Annotated in this window: 13 protein-coding genes; 5 read left to right on the top strand and 8 right to left on the bottom strand. The window is 70.4% G+C overall.

The features are described 5' to 3' along the window. Nucleotides 1-40 precede the first annotated feature (40 nt). Together AB0O53_RS33815 and AB0O53_RS33810 are read left to right on the top strand one after the other, a co-directional pair. A complete protein-coding gene (locus AB0O53_RS33815) occupies nt 41-874 on the top strand; it encodes an SCO4651 family lipoprotein (protein WP_350998526.1) in 834 nt (277 codons plus the stop codon). A gap of 174 nt (nt 875-1,048) precedes the next feature. Beyond that, nucleotides 1,049-1,195, top strand: coding sequence for a hypothetical protein (locus AB0O53_RS33810; protein WP_167350610.1), 147 nt, complete (start codon nt 1,049-1,051; stop codon nt 1,193-1,195). Nucleotides 1,196-1,281: 86 nt separating this feature from the next. Here AB0O53_RS33810 and AB0O53_RS33805 read toward each other — a convergent pair whose 3' ends face one another. After that, on the bottom strand, nt 1,282-1,662 hold the full coding sequence (locus AB0O53_RS33805) for a metal-sensitive transcriptional regulator (RefSeq protein ID WP_350998529.1): 381 nt from the start codon (nt 1,660-1,662) through the stop codon (nt 1,282-1,284). A 196-nt stretch (nt 1,663-1,858) separates the two neighbouring features. Here AB0O53_RS33805 and AB0O53_RS33800 point away from each other — a divergent pair, with 196 nt between their 5' ends. Both AB0O53_RS33800 and AB0O53_RS33795 read left to right on the top strand, forming a co-directional pair. Then, a complete protein-coding gene (locus AB0O53_RS33800) occupies nt 1,859-2,479 on the top strand; it encodes a DUF47 domain-containing protein (protein WP_031154207.1) in 621 nt (206 codons plus the stop codon). A gap of 5 nt (nt 2,480-2,484) precedes the next feature. Beyond that, a complete protein-coding gene (locus tag AB0O53_RS33795; RefSeq protein WP_350998533.1) occupies nt 2,485-3,483 on the top strand; it encodes an inorganic phosphate transporter in 999 nt (332 codons plus the stop codon). Between the two features lie 251 nt (nt 3,484-3,734). Here AB0O53_RS33795 and pstB read toward each other — a convergent pair whose 3' ends face one another. The 7 genes from pstB to mshD form a co-directional block, all read right to left on the bottom strand. Further along, nucleotides 3,735-4,511: a phosphate ABC transporter ATP-binding protein PstB gene (gene pstB / locus AB0O53_RS33790; RefSeq protein WP_350998536.1), complete on the bottom strand. Its 777-nt coding sequence runs from the start codon at nt 4,509-4,511 to the stop codon at nt 3,735-3,737. 30 nt (nt 4,512-4,541) lie between these two features. Then, nucleotides 4,542-5,624, bottom strand: coding sequence for a phosphate ABC transporter permease PstA (gene pstA, locus AB0O53_RS33785; RefSeq protein WP_365200787.1), 1,083 nt, complete (start codon nt 5,622-5,624; stop codon nt 4,542-4,544). Next, nucleotides 5,624-6,613: a phosphate ABC transporter permease subunit PstC gene (gene pstC / locus AB0O53_RS33780; RefSeq protein WP_350998541.1), complete on the bottom strand. Its 990-nt coding sequence runs from the start codon at nt 6,611-6,613 to the stop codon at nt 5,624-5,626. The genes pstA and pstC overlap by 1 nt, the downstream gene beginning before the upstream one ends. Nucleotides 6,614-6,752: 139 nt before the next feature. Then, complete coding sequence (gene pstS, locus AB0O53_RS33775; protein ID WP_350998544.1) at nt 6,753-7,889, bottom strand: phosphate ABC transporter substrate-binding protein PstS; 1,137 nt, start codon at nt 7,887-7,889, stop codon at nt 6,753-6,755. A 250-nt stretch (nt 7,890-8,139) separates the two neighbouring features. Then, complete coding sequence (locus tag AB0O53_RS33770; protein ID WP_350998547.1) at nt 8,140-9,108, bottom strand: CHAD domain-containing protein; 969 nt, start codon at nt 9,106-9,108, stop codon at nt 8,140-8,142. After that, nucleotides 9,089-11,431, bottom strand: a complete 2,343-nt coding sequence (locus AB0O53_RS33765; RefSeq protein WP_350998549.1) for an RNA degradosome polyphosphate kinase — start codon at nt 11,429-11,431, stop codon at nt 9,089-9,091. Before AB0O53_RS33765 ends, AB0O53_RS33770 begins: the two co-directional genes overlap by 20 nt. A 291-nt stretch (nt 11,432-11,722) precedes the next feature. Further along, nucleotides 11,723-12,649 (bottom strand): mycothiol synthase, encoded by a 927-nt coding sequence (mshD, locus tag AB0O53_RS33760; protein WP_350998552.1) that lies wholly within the window; start codon nt 12,647-12,649, stop codon nt 11,723-11,725. 168 nt (nt 12,650-12,817) lie between these two features. Here mshD and AB0O53_RS33755 point away from each other — a divergent pair, with 168 nt between their 5' ends. Then, nucleotides 12,818-14,635 (top strand): bifunctional metallophosphatase/5'-nucleotidase, encoded by a 1,818-nt coding sequence (locus AB0O53_RS33755; protein ID WP_350998555.1) that lies wholly within the window; start codon nt 12,818-12,820, stop codon nt 14,633-14,635. The last annotated feature ends 42 nt before the right edge of the window (nt 14,636-14,677 follow it).

Raw genomic sequence — 14,677 nt, 5'->3', positions numbered from 1 at the left:
CTCGGGCAAGCAGCGGTCATGCGTTGGGGGTTGGCAGGCGATGGTGGTTCACCGGCACAAGAGGCTGCGCGGGCGCGCGGCCGAGGTGGTGCTCGCCGCCGGAGTCACCCTGGCGGTCACGGCGACGAGCGGGTGCGCCGCGGGCGGCGGAAGCGACGACCGGTCCCCGGCGGAAGCGGCCTCCGCGGTCCGCGGGGCCGCCGACGCCCTGGCGCGCACGGGCAGCGCCCGGGCCCGTACGGCGATGGAGATGGCCACGGGCGGGACCCGGGTCACCATCCGCGGCGAGGGCGGCGTCGACTTCAAGAAGCGGATGGGGCAGCTCCTGGTGCTGCTCCCGGCCGATGTGAAGGGCGAGGACGAGCACCGGCCGATCACCGAGCTCCTCGTGCCGGGCGCGCTCTACATGAAGAACCGCGGCGCGGGCGTCCCCGCCGACAAGTGGGTGCGCGTCGACACGACGACCCTCGCCGACGGGAACCTGGTCACCGGCGGGGCCACCGACCCGCTGATCGCTGCCGAGCTGCTGCGGGCCGCGCAGGAGGTGACGTACGTCGGGGAGACCGAGGTGGCGGGCGCCAAGGTGCGGCACTACCGCGGTACCACCGACATCGGGCGGGCCGCGGCGGGCGCGCCGGCGGAGATGCGCGGAGCCCTGGCGGCCGCGGCGAAAGGGTTCAGCAAGGACACGGTGCCCTTCGACGCGTACCTGGACGAGGAGGGGCGGCTGCGGAAGGTCAGGCACCGCTTCACCTATGTCAACAATGGCGTGATCGATGTGTCATCGACCACGCTGCTGTACGGATTCGGGACGCCGGTGACCGTCGTATTGCCCGCGAGCAGGGACATTTACGCCGGAAAGATCGCCGACTAGTGGGGCGGGCGGTCCGGGGGCGGCGCGATCGGGCCATGGCCGGGTATCCGGAAATGGTCCATCCGTGTCATGCGGGGGGACGGGCGTCCTCCCTACGCTGAGAAGCCGGGCGCCGGCAAGGGTGCGGCACGACCGACGACGGCCCGTGGCCGGTGGCAGATTGAGGTGACAGGCGTGACTCCCGCAGGCGGTACGACGGTGCAGGACCACGTGGCGCTCGCCGAGATCGAACTGTGCGGTGAGCTGATCATCGCCGCGTCCGCGGCCGCCGAGGACCGGCTGAGCCTGGACCGCATCGACGAGGTCCTCCTCGGCCGCTAGCCGGTCTCCTTCGGATCCCGACGCTCACGGTGCCGTTCCGGGCCCCGCACCGTGACGTCCGGCGGCGGGGCCGGGCGGCTCGGGTGTCAGGTGCGCAGGAGCCGCGCGATGGCCTTGGTGGCCTCCTCGACCTTGGCGTCGATCTCCGCCCCGCCCTTGACCGCGGCGTCGGCGACGCAGTGGCGCAGGTGCTCCTCCAGCAGCTGGAGCGCGAAGGACTGCAGCGCCTTCGTGCTCGCCGAGACCTGGGTGAGTATGTCGATGCAGTAGACGTCCTCGTCGACGAGCCGCTGCAGGCCGCGGATCTGGCCCTCGATCCGGCGCAGCCGCTTGAGGTGCTCGTCCTTCTGGTGGTGGTAGCCGTGCACGGCCCCCGCCCCGGCGTCGGTCCCGGCCTCGTGGGAGGTGCCCGGGGTGGCCGCCGTACCGGACGCGGCTCCGGGGCCCTCCGCCTCGATGGTCGTCATAGGTCCTCCCGTGGTCCGGAACGAGGGGGATGGATACCCCTCATGGGTATAGGATACCGGGCTCGCGCCCGACGGGCAGGGGCCCGTGGTCCTCACTCTGCCTGATGGAGGACACTGGGGAACGGCCGGTTAGCCGTGGCCGGGGGATGCGCCTAGCATCAGCCTGACCGAATCCGATGCACCCCGAGGACCTCACGTGCGATTTCGTCTGACCCCCAGGGAGACGAGCTTCTACGACATGTTTGCCGCATCCGCGGACAACATCGTCACGGGCTCCAAGCTCCTGATGGAACTGCTCGGAGCGGACACCTCCGCCCGGGCCGAGATCGCGGAACGGATGCGGGCGGCGGAGCACGCGGGGGACGACGCGACCCACGCGATCTTCCACCAGCTGAACTCCTCCTTCATCACGCCGTTCGACCGCGAGGACATCTACTCCCTGGCGTCGTCGCTCGACGACATCATGGACTTCATGGAGGAGGCCGTCGACCTCGTCGTCCTCTACAACGTGGAAGAGCTCCCCAAGGGCGTCGAGCAGCAGATCGAGGTCCTGGCGCGGGCGGCCGAGCTGACCGCCGAGGCCATGCCGCACCTGCGGACGATGGACAACCTCACCGAGTACTGGATCGAGGTCAACCGTCTGGAGAACCAGGCCGACCAGATCCACCGCAAGCTGCTCGCGCACCTCTTCAACGGCAAGTACGACGCCATCGAGGTGCTGAAGCTCAAGCAGATCGTCGACGTGCTCGAAGAGGCGGCCGACGCGTTCGAGCACGTCGCGAACACGGTGGAGACCATCGCGGTCAAGGAGTCCTGAACCTCGTGGACACCTTCGCTCTGGTCGTGACCATCGCTGTCGCGCTCGGTTTCACGTATACGAACGGTTTCCACGACTCGGCGAACGCGATCGCGACCTCGGTCTCGACGCGTGCGCTGACCCCGCGCGCCGCCCTCGCGATGGCCGCGGTGATGAACCTCGCCGGTGCCTTCCTGGGCAGCGGTGTGGCCAAGACGGTCAGCCAGGGGCTGATCGAGACGCCGCACGGTTCCACGGGCATGTGGATCCTCTTCGCGGCGCTGGTCGGCGCCATCGTCTGGAACCTGATCACCTGGTACTTCGGCCTGCCCTCGTCCTCCTCGCACGCCCTCTTCGGCGGCATGGTGGGCGCGGCCCTGGCCGGCGGCACGGAGGTGATCTGGTCGGGCGTGGTCGACAAGGTCGTCATCCCGATGTTCGCCTCGCCGGTCGTCGGCCTGGTCGCCGGTTACCTGGTGATGGTGGTCATCCTGTGGATGTTCCGCCGGGCCAACCCGCACAAGGCCAAGCACGGCTTCCGCATCGCGCAGACGGTGTCGGCGGCCGCGATGGCGCTCGGCCACGGCCTGCAGGACGCGCAGAAGACGATGGGCATCGTCGTGATGGCCCTGGTCATCGCCGACGTCCAGACCTCCGACGCGCCGATCCCGGTGTGGGTCAAGGTCGCGTGTGCCGTGATGCTGTCGCTGGGTACGTACGCGGGTGGCTGGCGCATCATGCGCACGCTCGGCCGCAAGATCATCGAGCTGGACCCGCCGCAGGGCTTCGCGGCGGAGACCACCGGTGCCTCGATCATGTTCGGCTCGGCCTACCTCTTCCACGCGCCGATCTCCACCACCCACGTGATCACCTCGGCGATCATGGGCGTGGGCGCGACCAAGCGCGTCAACGCGGTGCGCTGGGGCGTCGCGAAGAACATCATCCTGGGCTGGTTCATCACGATGCCGGCCGCCGCCCTGGTCGCGGCGGTCAGCTTCTGGATCGTGAACCTGGCCTTCGGCTGACGGGTCTGCCGCCCCCCTGCTGGGGGTCCGGGGGTCATCCCCCGGGGGATGCAGTATCACGATGCCGGCCGCCGCCCTGGTCGCGGCGGTCAGCTTCTGGATCGTGAACCTGGCCTTCGGCTGACCAAGCCCGCGGCGCGGGTGTACGAAAGCGGGCCGGCTCCCCCCACCCAGGGGGAGCCGGCCCTCTTTCTTTCTTCCGTCCCGCGGTGGCACCGCCATGCAGCACCGGGGACGTCTCGCACATCTCTTTAGCCGAAGCGGCCGGAGATGTAGTCCTCGGTCGCCTGCACGGACGGGTTGGAGAAGATCCGGTCCGTGTCGTCGATCTCGATGAGCTTGCCGGGCTGGCCGACCGCCGCGAGGTTGAAGAAGGCGGTGCGGTCGGAGACGCGGGCGGCCTGCTGCATGTTGTGCGTCACGATGACGATCGTGAAGCGCTCCTTGAGCTCGCCGATCAGGTCCTCGATCGCCAGGGTGGAGATCGGGTCGAGGGCCGAGCAGGGCTCGTCCATCAGCAGGACCTGCGGCTCGACCGCGATGGCGCGGGCGATGCACAGACGCTGCTGCTGGCCGCCGGAGAGGCCCGAGCCGGGCTTGTTCAGGCGGTCCTTGACCTCGTTCCAGAGGTTCGCGCCCTTGAGGGAGCGCTCCACGATGTCGTTCAGCTCGGACTTCTTGAAGCTGCCGTTGAGCCGCAGGCCCGCCGCCACGTTGTCGAAGATCGACATGGTGGGGAAGGGGTTCGGGCGCTGGAAGACCATGCCGACCGTGCGGCGGACCGCGACGGGGTCCACGCCGGCGCCGTACAGGTTCTCGTCGTCCAGCATCACCTTGCCCTCGACGCGGCCGCCGGGGGTGACCTCGTGCATGCGGTTCAGGGTGCGCAGGAAGGTGGACTTGCCGCAGCCGGAGGGGCCGATGAAGGCCGTCACCGAGCGGGGCTCGACGGTCATCGAGATGTCGTCGATGGCCTTGTGGGTGCCGTAGAAGGCGGACAGTCCGCTGACGTCGATTCGCTTCGCCATGGGGGTCACTTCGCTTTCATACAAGTCGCGTCAGCGACCGGTCTTCGGGGCCTTCCAGCGGGCGATGCCGCGGGCCACCAGATTGAGGATCATGACGAAGGCGATCAGGACGAGCGCTGCGGCCCATGCCCGGTCGTAGGAGGCGTCACTGCCGACCTTGTACTGCTCCCAAATGTAGAGGGGGAGCGAGGACTGGGCGCCTTCGAAGGGGTTGCCGTTGATCAGCTGGGTGCCGAAGACCAGCAGCATGATCGGGGCGGTCTCGCCGGCGATGCGGGCGACGGCCAGCATCAGGCCGGTGGCGATGCCGCCGATGGCCGTGGGGAGGACGACCTTGAGGATCACGCGCCACTTCGGCACACCGAGGGCCAGGGCGGCCTCGCGCAGCTCGTTCGGGACGAGCTTGAGCATCTCCTCGGTGGAGCGGACCACGACGGGCATCATCAGGATCGACAGGGCCATCGCGCCGGCGAAGCCGGAGGGGCCGAAGCCGAGTGCCAGGTTCCAGGTCGTCAGGATGAACAGGCCCGCGACGATGGAGGGGATGCCGGTCATGACGTCGACGAAGAAGGTCACGGCCTTGGCGAGCGTGCCCTTGCCGTACTCGACGAGGTAGACGGCGGTCAGCAGGCCGATCGGCGCCGCGATCAGGGTGGCGAGGGCGATCTGCTCGATGGTGCCGAGCAGCGCGTGGTAGACGCCGCCGCCCTCCTCGAAGCTGGTCACGCCGTTCATCGAGTGGGTCAGGAAGTCGCCGCTGAAGACCTCGATGCCGCGGCTGACGGTGGTCCAGATCAGCGAGAGCAGCGGGATGACGGCGAGGACGAAGGAGACCCACACGACGGAGGTCGCGATGCGGTCCTTGGCCTGGCGGCGGTTCTCGATCACCGCGCTGGCGGTGTACGTGATCACGAGGAACAGGAGGGCCGCGATCAGGCCCCACTGGATCTTGCTGTCGAGGCCGAAGACGAGGCCGATGCCGCTGCCGAGGGCGATCGAGAGGGCCGCGATGCCGGCCGGGGCCCAGCGGGGCAGGCCGCCCCGGGTGAGGCCGGAGGGTGCGGCGGACTGGGGGGCCCGGGAGGGCCGCTGGTCCTGGAGTGCGTGGCTCATCAGGCGTTCGCCCCCGAGAAGTCCTTGCGGCGAGCGATGATCAGGCGAGCTGCACCGTTGACCAGCAGGGTGAGCAGGAAGAGGACCAGGCCGGAGGCGATCAGTGCGTCACGGCCGAACTCGTTGGCCTCGTCGAACTTCGCGGCGATGTTCTGTGCGAACGTGCCGCCGCCGGGGTCGAGGATGTGGCCGGAGATCAGGAAGCTGGGCGAGAGGACGGTGGCCACGGCCATGGTCTCGCCGAGTGCGCGGCCCAGGCCGAGCATCGAGGCGGAGATGACGCCGGAGCGGCCGAAGGGCAGCACCGACATCCGGATGACCTCCCAGCGGGTCGCGCCGAGGGCCAGGGCGGCCTCCTCGTTCATGCGCGGGACCTGGAGGAAGACCTCGCGGCTGACGCTGGTCACGATCGGCAGGATCATGATCGCGAGCAGGATGCCGACGGTGAAGAGGGAGCGCGCGACGCCGACCTGGGTCTTGTCGAAGACATAGGTCCAGCCCATGTACTCGTCGAGCCAGAGGTTCAGGCCGGCCAGCTGCGGGACGAGGAAGAGGGCGCCCCAGATGCCGTAGATGATCGACGGCACGGCGGCCAGCAGGTCGACCACGTAGGCGATCGGCGCGGCCAGCTTGCGCGGCGCGTAGTGCGAGATGAAGAGGGCGATGCCGACAGCGATCGGAACCGCGATGACCATCGCGATGATCGAGCTGACGATCGTGCCGAAGAGGAGGACGGCGATGCCGAAGACGGGCGGGTTGGCCGACGCGTTCCAGTCGAAGGTGGTGAGGAAGTTCCCCTCGTTCTTCGACAGTGCGATCGAGGCGCGGTAGGTGAGGAAGACGGCGATCGACGCCATGATCACCAGGAGCAGGATGCCGGAGCCCTTGGAGAGCCCGGCGAAGATCTTGTCACCGGCGCGGCCGGTGGATCCCTTGCTCGTGGAGACAGGCGGAGCCGTGTCTATCTGGGTGGGTGTGGTGGAAGCCATGGTCTTTCCGGTCTGTGTGGGGGGCAGGCCCCCTGGCGGCGGTGCACCGGATTCCCCCGGGTGGAGGGGAAGGGGCTCGGGGGCCGGCCCGCCCGTCCCCGGACGGGGGGAGGGGCGGACCGGGCCTCGGAGCCGAGGACTAGCTCAGCGAGTTGATGACCTCGCGGACCTTGGCGTTGATCTCGGCCGGGATCGGCGCGTAGCCGTTCTCCAGGAGGATCTTCTGGCCCGCGTCGGACGCGGTGTAGTTCAGGAAGGACTTGACGGTCGGCAGGGTCTCCGCCTTGTTGCCCTTGTCGCAGACGACCTCGTAGGTGACCAGGACGATCGGGTACGCGCCCTCGGCCTTGGTGGTGTAGTCGAGCTTGAGGGCCAGGTCCGAGCCGGTGCCGGCGACCTTGGCGGCGGCGATGGCCTTGGAGGCGTTCTCGCCGGTGGCCTTGACCGGGGCGGCGGCGCCCGTGTTCAGGTCGACCGTCTTGATGCCCTGGGCGCTGGCGTAGGAGAGCTCGAAGTAGCCGATGGCACCGTCGACCTGCTTGACCTGGGTCGCGACACCGGAGGAGCCGGAGGCGCCGAGGCCGCCCGGGGCCGGCCACTTCTTCGCGGCCTCGTACGGCCACGCGTCACCGGCGGTGGCCTTGAGGTACTTGCCGAGGTTCTCGGTGGTGCCCGAGTCCTCGGAGCGGTGGAAGTGCTGGATCGCGGTGGAGGGGAGCGTGACGCCGGGGTTCAGCTTCTTGATCGCCTCGTCGTCCCACTTCTTGATCTTGTCGTTGAAGATGTTGGCGATCGTGGCGGCGTCGAGGTTCAGCTTGTCGACACCCGCGACGTTGAAGCCGAGGGCGATCGGGCCGCCGACCATCGGCAGGTCGATGCCCTGGCCGCCGGTGCAGATCTTCTTCGACTCCTCGACCTGCTCCGGCTTCAGCGCCGAGTCGGAGCCGGCGAAACCGACGGTGCCCTGGTTGAAGGCGACGATGCCCTCGCCGGAGGAGGAGGACTTGTAGTTCACCTCGACGCCGGAGCAGGCGGCCATGTAGTTCTTCACCCACAGGTCGACCGCGTTCTTCTGCGCGGAGGAGCCGGAGGCGAGCAGCTTGCCCTTGGCGCCCTCGCACTTGATGTCGCCGGCGGCCGGGGCGGCGGCCTTGGAGGCGCCGTCGCCGGTCTTGGTGTTGTCGTCCGAGCCGCACGCCGTGAGGACCAGGGCGCCGGACACGACAAGCGCACCGAGGGCGGAGGCACGAAGCATGTTCTTGCGCTGAAGCTTCACTTTCGGGTGTTCCTTCCAGAAGCCGCCGGCCGCTTTCCGTTCGTACCGGGCGGCGTGCGAAGAGGACTACTACGTCGGGTGCGCGGGCCGGCCGCTCCGTCTGCGGGCCGCCGTCTCCGTGCACGACCGAAATTAGGCAGAACAGGTGAAGCAGCCGACCGGCCCGAGTGAACGGACGGTGAACCGTGGCGGACGACCCGGTGCGTTCCGGTGCGTCCGCACACAAGCGCAATCATCCGTTATCCCGCCGTTATCGCGGTGTGACCGCGGGCTCCCTCAGCCACAGGTGCCGGAAGTCGGCCCGGGCCGCCTCGACCTCGTGGCGCTGGTCGGCGTGCAGGACGCCCAGCGCGTAGGCCGTCGCCGGGGCGATGCGCGGGGTGCGGGCGGCCGTGGCGGAGGCCGCGGCGGCCTCGGCGGCGTCGCGGTGGCGGTCCAGGGCCCCGCCCGCGGCGGCCGGCCGGGTCACGTCCTCGCCGAGGACCTCCTGCGCGTAGCGGTGGACCCGCAGGAGGCGGCGCACCTCGTGCCAGAGGCCGTCGTGGTCCGCGTCGTACGGGCTCGGCGCCGCCTCGCCGCCGCCCATCGGCGGGAGGGCCGAGACCGCGGCCGACAGGCGGGTTTCGGCCACGGCCGCGAGCGGTACGAGGACCTCCGCGACCTCTCCGCGGGCCGCGACGGGGTCGAGCGGGACCTCGGAGGCCAGTACGGCCACCGCGTCCGCCACGGCGTGGAAGCGGGACGAGCCGAGGGCCTGGAGGGTGGCCGAGTGGGCGCGCGTACGGGCCAGGGTCAGCTGGCGGTCCAGCAGGGCGCCCGCGCGGGCGGAGCCCACCGTCAGCGCGCCGGCCGAGCCGCGCGGGGCGGGCAGCTCGGGGGCTCCGGACAGCCGGTGCAGTGCGTCCATGAGCCGGGCCAGCCGGGCGGCGTAGGCGTGCTCGTCGGCGAGGGTCGAGGACAGCCACACCAGCTCGGCGCGCAGTCCGTCGGCCCAGGACGACTCGGTCACCACCCGGAACGTGGCCAGTGATCCGCTGATGCGGCGCGCGGCCCCCCGCAGGCTGCGCGCCGCGTCGCTGCTCTCCGCGGCGTCGGCCCCGCTCTCCTCGTGCAGGCGAAGTCCCCGCAGGAAGGCCGTGGCCTGGGAGCGCAGGTACGTGCCGAGCACGTCACCTGCGCATGGCCCCCACGTCGACGGGTTACGGTTTTGCTGAGCCACGCCGGCGCCTCCGGGCGTCTATGAGCGTCTCCTGTACGTGCCGCAGCGGCTGGCCGTCCGCGTCCGTGCTGTGCCGTGTCCATTCGCCGTCCGGGCCCAGGTGCCAGGAGGACGTGGTGTCGGACATGCCGGTTTCCAGCATCCGGTCCAGTGCCGCGCGGTGGGCCGGGTCGGCGACCCTGACCAGTGCCTCGATACGGCGGTCGAGGTTGCGGTGCATCATGTCGGCGCTGCCGATCCACACCTCGGGCTCGCCGCCGTTGCCGAAGGCGAAGACCCGGGAGTGTTCGAGGAAGCGGCCGAGGATCGAGCGGACCCGGATGTTGTCCGAGAGTCCGGGGACGCCGGGGCGCACGGCGCAGATGCCGCGCACCCAGATGTCGACGGGCACTCCTGCCTGGGAGGCCCGGTAGAGCGAGTCGATGAGGGCCTCGTCGACGATCGAGTTCATCTTCAGGCGCACGTACGCGGGGCGGCCGGCCTTGTGGTGGGCCGCCTCCTTGTCGATCCGTGCGATCAGCCCGTCGCGCAGCGAGCGGGGCGCGACCATCAGCCGGCGGTAGGTCTCGCGGCGCGAGTAGCCGGACAGCCGGTTGAACAGGTCGGAGAGGTCCGCGCCGACCTGCGGGTCGGCGGTGAGCAGGCCGAGGTCCTCGTAGAGCCGGGCGGTCTTGGGGTGGTAGTTGCCGGTGCCGACGTGGGCGTAGCGGCGCAGCTGGTCGCCCTCCTGGCGGACGACGAGCGAGAGCTTGCAGTGGGTCTTGAGGCCGACGAGCCCGTAGACGACGTGGCAGCCGGCCTCTTCCAGCTTGCGCGCCCACTTGATGTTGGCCTGCTCGTCGAAGCGGGCCTTGATCTCGACGAGGACGAGGACCTGCTTGCCGGATTCGGCGGCGTCGATCAGGGCGTCCACGATCGGGGAGTCGCCGGAGGTCCGGTAGAGCGTCTGCTTGATGGCGAGGACGTCCGGGTCGGCGGCGGCCTGCTCCAGGAACCTCTGCACGGAGGTGGAGAAGGAGTCGTACGGGTGGTGCAGCAGGACGTCCCGCTCGCGCAGGGCGGCGAAGATGTCGGGCGCGTGCGCGGACTCGACCTCGGCGAGGTCGCGGTGGGTGCCGGCGACGAACTTCGGGTACTTGAGCTCGGGCCGGTCCAGGGAGGCGATCCCGAAGAGGGCGGTCAGGTCGAGGGGCCCGGGCAGCGGGTACACCTCGGAGGCGTTGACGTTGAGCTCCTGCACGAGGAGGTCCAGGACGCCGGGGTCGATGGACTCCTCGACCTCCAGGCGCACCGGCGGGCCGAAGCGGCGCCGCATGAGCTCCTTCTCCAGGGCCTGGAGCAGGTTCTCGGCGTCGTCCTCCTCGACCTCCAGGTCCTCGTTGCGGGTCACGCGGAACATGTGGTGGGCGAGCACCTCCATGCCCGGGAACAGCTCCTCCAGGTGCGCGGCGATGACGTCCTCCAGCGGGACGTAGCGCTGCGGGGAGGCCTCCAGGAAGCGGGAGAGGATCGGGGGGACCTTGACGCGGGCGAAGTGGCGGTGGCCGCTGACGGGGTTGCGTACGACCACGGCCAGGTTCAGGGAGAGGCCGGAGATGTACGGGAAGGGGTGCGCGGGGTCCACGGCCAGCGGGGTGAGCACCGGGAAGATCTGGTTCCGGAACAGCGTGAAGAGGCGGGCCTGCTCCTTCTCGGTGAGGTCGGGCCAGCGGATGAGGTGGATGCCCTCCTCGGCGAGCGCCGGGGAGATGTCCTGCTGGAAGCAGGCGGCGTGGCGGGCCATGAGCTCGCGCGAGCGCGTCCAGATGAGGTCCAGCACCTCGCGGGGCTGCAGGCCTGAGGCCGATCGGGTGGCGACACCCGTCGCGATGCGCCGTTTGAGGCCGGCCACGCGGACCATGAAGAACTCGTCGAGGTTGCTCGCGAAGATCGCCAGGAAGTTGGCGCGCTCCAGGAGCGGGGTCGTCGGGTCCTCGGCGAGCTCCAGCACCCGCTCGTTGAAGGCGAGCCAGCTGCGCTCCCGGTCGAGGAAGCGGTCCGGGGGGAGCTCGCCGCCGTCCTTGTCGTCGTAGGCGTCCAGGTCGGCGTCGAGATCGGGGTCGAGGCCGATGTGCGGGCGGTGCGCGGCGATGGAGCCTATGCGGGCGTGGGCCGCGGCGCCGGTGGCCGGGGCGCCGGCGGCCGGCGCGGCGGCCTTCCCGGTGTCCTTGCCTGCAGCTTTGCCTGCCGTTGTGCCGGTCGCCTTGTCAGCGGCGGAGGCGGACGTGTGAGACGGGTGCTGGGCGGGGACCTCGGTGGGACCGGCGCTGGGCTTGTGACTCATGACTCCATTCTTCCGCGCAAGCGGCAGGACAGGCGCGTCGGACGGGTCGGCCGTCAGTCGGAGTCGGGGCTGCATTGGGGGAGAGTCGCAAGCGCTTCTGAATGCCCGGTTAATGGCGCATGGCTTCCCGGCTCCGGATGGCGCACGAGTCCTTCCCGGGGGCGCGGGTGTCGTGCCGGTCGAGGTGGGGGCGCGGGTGCGCCGCCGTAGCCGGGGCGCTGCCCCGGACCCCGCGCCTCGAGCGCCGGCGGGCCTGGATGAGGCGGCGGGGCCGGGTGGGGTTCGCCCGGGTCAGCTCTCCGTGCGGTACATCAGGTCGACCTCGTGGGTGGTGAAGCCGAGGCCCTCGTATACGGCCAGGGCCGCCGGGTTGTCGGCGTCGACGTAGAGCATGGCCGTCGGCAGGCCCTGGGCCGCCAGGTGCTGGAGGCCGATCGCGGTGAGGGCCTTGCCGAGGCCGCCGCCCTGGGCGCCGGGCAGGACGCCGACCACGTAGACCTCGCCGAGCTGCTGCTCCGCGTGGACCTTCGTCCAGTGGAAGCCAGCGAGCTCGCCGTCGCGCTCGGCGAGGAAGAAGCCCTTGGCGTCGAACCAGGGCTGTGCGATCCGGTCGTCGAGGTCGCGCTGGGTGAGCGAGCCCTGCTCGGGGTGGTGGGCGAAGGCGGCCGCGTTCGCCGCGAGCCAGGCCGCGTCGTCGGTGCCGGGCTGGAAGGTCCGTACGGTCACTCCCGGCGGGAGCACCGGGTCCGGCAGCGGGGCTCCCTCGGCCAGGGGCCGGCGCAGCTGGCGCAGCTCGCGGAAGAGGGTCAGGCCGAGCACCTGGGCGAGGTGCCGGGCGGCGGACTTGCCGCCGTGGGCCCATACCCGCAGCCGCTTGCCGGAGGCGGCCAGCAGGGCCATGCCCATCGCCCGGCCGTGGCCGCGGCCGCGCAGGGCCGGGTGCACCACGAGTTCGGCGGCCGGGGCCTCGACCGGGTCGGTGTCCTCCAGCTGCCCGTACGCGGCGAGCCGGCCGCCGTCGGTGAGCAGGAAGTGCCGGATCCCCGGGCGCGGTCCTCCGCGCAGCTGGAGCCTGCCCTGTTCGGAGACGGCGGTGGTGCCGTCCGTACGCGCCGCGTCCTCGATCAGGTCGAGGACCGCGTCGGCCTGTTCCCCCGTCAGCTCGTCGAGGGTCTCCATCTGCCGTCCCGGCTCCTGGGCCGCGCTTGCGTCAGTCATGGAACGAGCCTACGGCCGTCCGGGCCGCCGGGCGGAGCACGGGCGCGAGGTCGGTGCTTCTTCTGCGTGTAACCAACGCGATACCCGTTACCCCCTGGTAGAGCTACGCGCGTTGACCATAGGCTGCGGCGGACCTCCCGCAGTATCGCTGTCCGCAAAGGGGACTAAATGTCAGCGACGCCACAACGGCACCGCCGAACCCGCCGGTTGACCTTCACCGCCCTGGCCGTCACCGCCGGGGCCGGGGCGATGGTCGCGGCCGCACTGCCGGCCGGAGCCGCGAGTGGTGGCGGTGCGGCCAAGAGCCGGACCGTCGACGTGCAGATGCTGTCGTTCAACGACTTCCACGGCACCCTGGAGCCCCCGCAGGGCTCCTCCGGCACCGTGACCGAGCGTCAGGCCGACGGCACCACCAAGGCCATACCCGCGGGCGGGGTCGAGTACCTCGCGACCGCCCTGCGCGAGGCCCGCAAGGGCCACGAGTACTCCGTCACCGCAGCGGCCGGCGACATGATCGGCGGCAGCCCGATGCTGTCCGGGCTCTTCCACGACGAGCCGAGCATCGAGGCGCTGAACAAGCTGGGGCTGAACGTCTCCAGCGTCGGCAACCACGAGTTCGACGAGGGCAAGACCGAGCTGCGCCGCATGGCGTACGGCGGCTGCCACCCGGTCGAGGGCTGCTACGAGTTCGGCAAGGAGTTCACTGGCTCCACCTTCCAGTACCTCGCCGCGAACGTCACGGACGAGAAGACCAAGCGCCCCCTGATGTCGCCCACCTACGTGTGGAAGAAGGGCGACGTGAAGATCGGCTTCATCGGCGTCACCCTGGAGGGCACTCCGGACGTCGTGACCGCCGAGGGCGTCAAGGGCCTGAAGTTCGGCGACGAGATCGAGACGATCAACAAGTACGCCGCCGAGCTGAACAAGCAGGGCGTGAAGTCGATCGTCGCGCTGATCCACGAGGGCGGTCTGCCCGCGAACGGCGCGTACAACTACGACTGCGACGTCCCCGGGGCCGGCGCCGGCATCTCGGGCGCGATCGTGGACATCGCCAAGAACGTGGACGCCAAGGTCGACGCGCTGGTCACCGGCCACACGCACCAGGCGTACGCCTGCAACATCCCCGACCCGGCGGGCAACCCGCGCGCGGTGACCTCGGCGGCCTCCATCGGCCGTCTGTTCACGGACACCACGCTCACCTACGACCGGCAGACCAAGGACATCGTCCGTACGCCGATCAGCTCGCCCAAGCCGGTCAACAAGGTCGTCCACCGCGACCAGCCGAAGGCCGCGGACATGACCGAGCTGATCGGTCGCTGGAACGCCCTGGCGGCCCCGATCGCCAACCGTCCGCAGGGCTTCATCTCGGCGGACATCCCGGGCCGCGGCTCGGCGGAGCCCGAGAAGCCGCTCGGCGACCTGATCGCCGACGCCCAGCTGGAGGCGCTCGCCCCGGCGGACAAGGGCGGCGCGCAGCTGGCCCTGATGAACCCGGGCGGTATCCGCTCGGACCTGGCCTACAAGGCCTCGGGGGCCGAGGGCGACGGTGTGGTGACCTACGGCGAGTCCTTCACGGTCCAGCCGTTCAACAACATGATGAACGTGGTGGACCTGACCGGCGCGCAGCTGATCACCGCGCTCCAGCAGCAGGTCAGCGGCCCGGTCAACGGTGCCAGCCCGAAGATCCTGCAGGTGTCGAAGGGCTTCACCTACACCCTCGACATGACCAAGGCCGGTGCCGACCGCATCGTCGTGGACTCGGTCAAGCTCAACGGTGCCGCGATCGACCCCGCCAAGACCTACCGGGTCGCGATGAACGAGTTCCTCGCGGGCGGCGGTGACGGCTTCACCGTCCTGAAGGAGCACAAGAACAAGCTCGTGGGCGCGTCCGACCTGGACTGCTTCAACGCCTACCTGACGAACAACTCCTCGGCGTCCGCGCCGATCGCCCCGCCGGCGGCGAACCGGATCACCGTCATCAAGTAACACCCGCGCACAGCGCGCCCGGAGGGGCGGCGGGCCGACACC

The sequence above is a fragment of the Streptomyces erythrochromogenes genome, from assembly GCF_040684695.1.
Taxonomy (GTDB): Bacteria; Actinomycetota; Actinomycetes; order Streptomycetales; family Streptomycetaceae; genus Streptomyces; species Streptomyces erythrochromogenes_C.
The sequence above is the reverse complement of the archived record's forward strand: the minus strand, read 5'-3'. Positions and strand labels throughout refer to the sequence as shown.

Bases quoted from the DNA above. Each gene is read 5' to 3' on its own strand.
- AB0O53_RS33815 (WP_350998526.1), top strand. From the start codon at position 41: ATGGTGGTTCACCGGCACAAGAGGCTGCGCGGGCGCGCGGCCGAGGTG.
- AB0O53_RS33805 (WP_350998529.1), bottom strand. From the start codon at position 1,662: ATGACGACCATCGAGGCGGAGGGCCCCGGAGCCGCGTCCGGTACGGCG.
- pstB (WP_350998536.1), bottom strand. From the start codon at position 4,511: ATGGCGAAGCGAATCGACGTCAGCGGACTGTCCGCCTTCTACGGCACC.
- pstA (WP_365200787.1), bottom strand. From the start codon at position 5,624: ATGAGCCACGCACTCCAGGACCAGCGGCCCTCCCGGGCCCCCCAGTCC.
- pstC (WP_350998541.1), bottom strand. From the start codon at position 6,613: ATGGCTTCCACCACACCCACCCAGATAGACACGGCTCCGCCTGTCTCC.
- AB0O53_RS33765 (WP_350998549.1), bottom strand. From the start codon at position 11,431: ATGAGTCACAAGCCCAGCGCCGGTCCCACCGAGGTCCCCGCCCAGCAC.
- mshD (WP_350998552.1), bottom strand. From the start codon at position 12,649: ATGACTGACGCAAGCGCGGCCCAGGAGCCGGGACGGCAGATGGAGACC.
- AB0O53_RS33755 (WP_350998555.1), top strand. From the start codon at position 12,818: ATGTCAGCGACGCCACAACGGCACCGCCGAACCCGCCGGTTGACCTTC.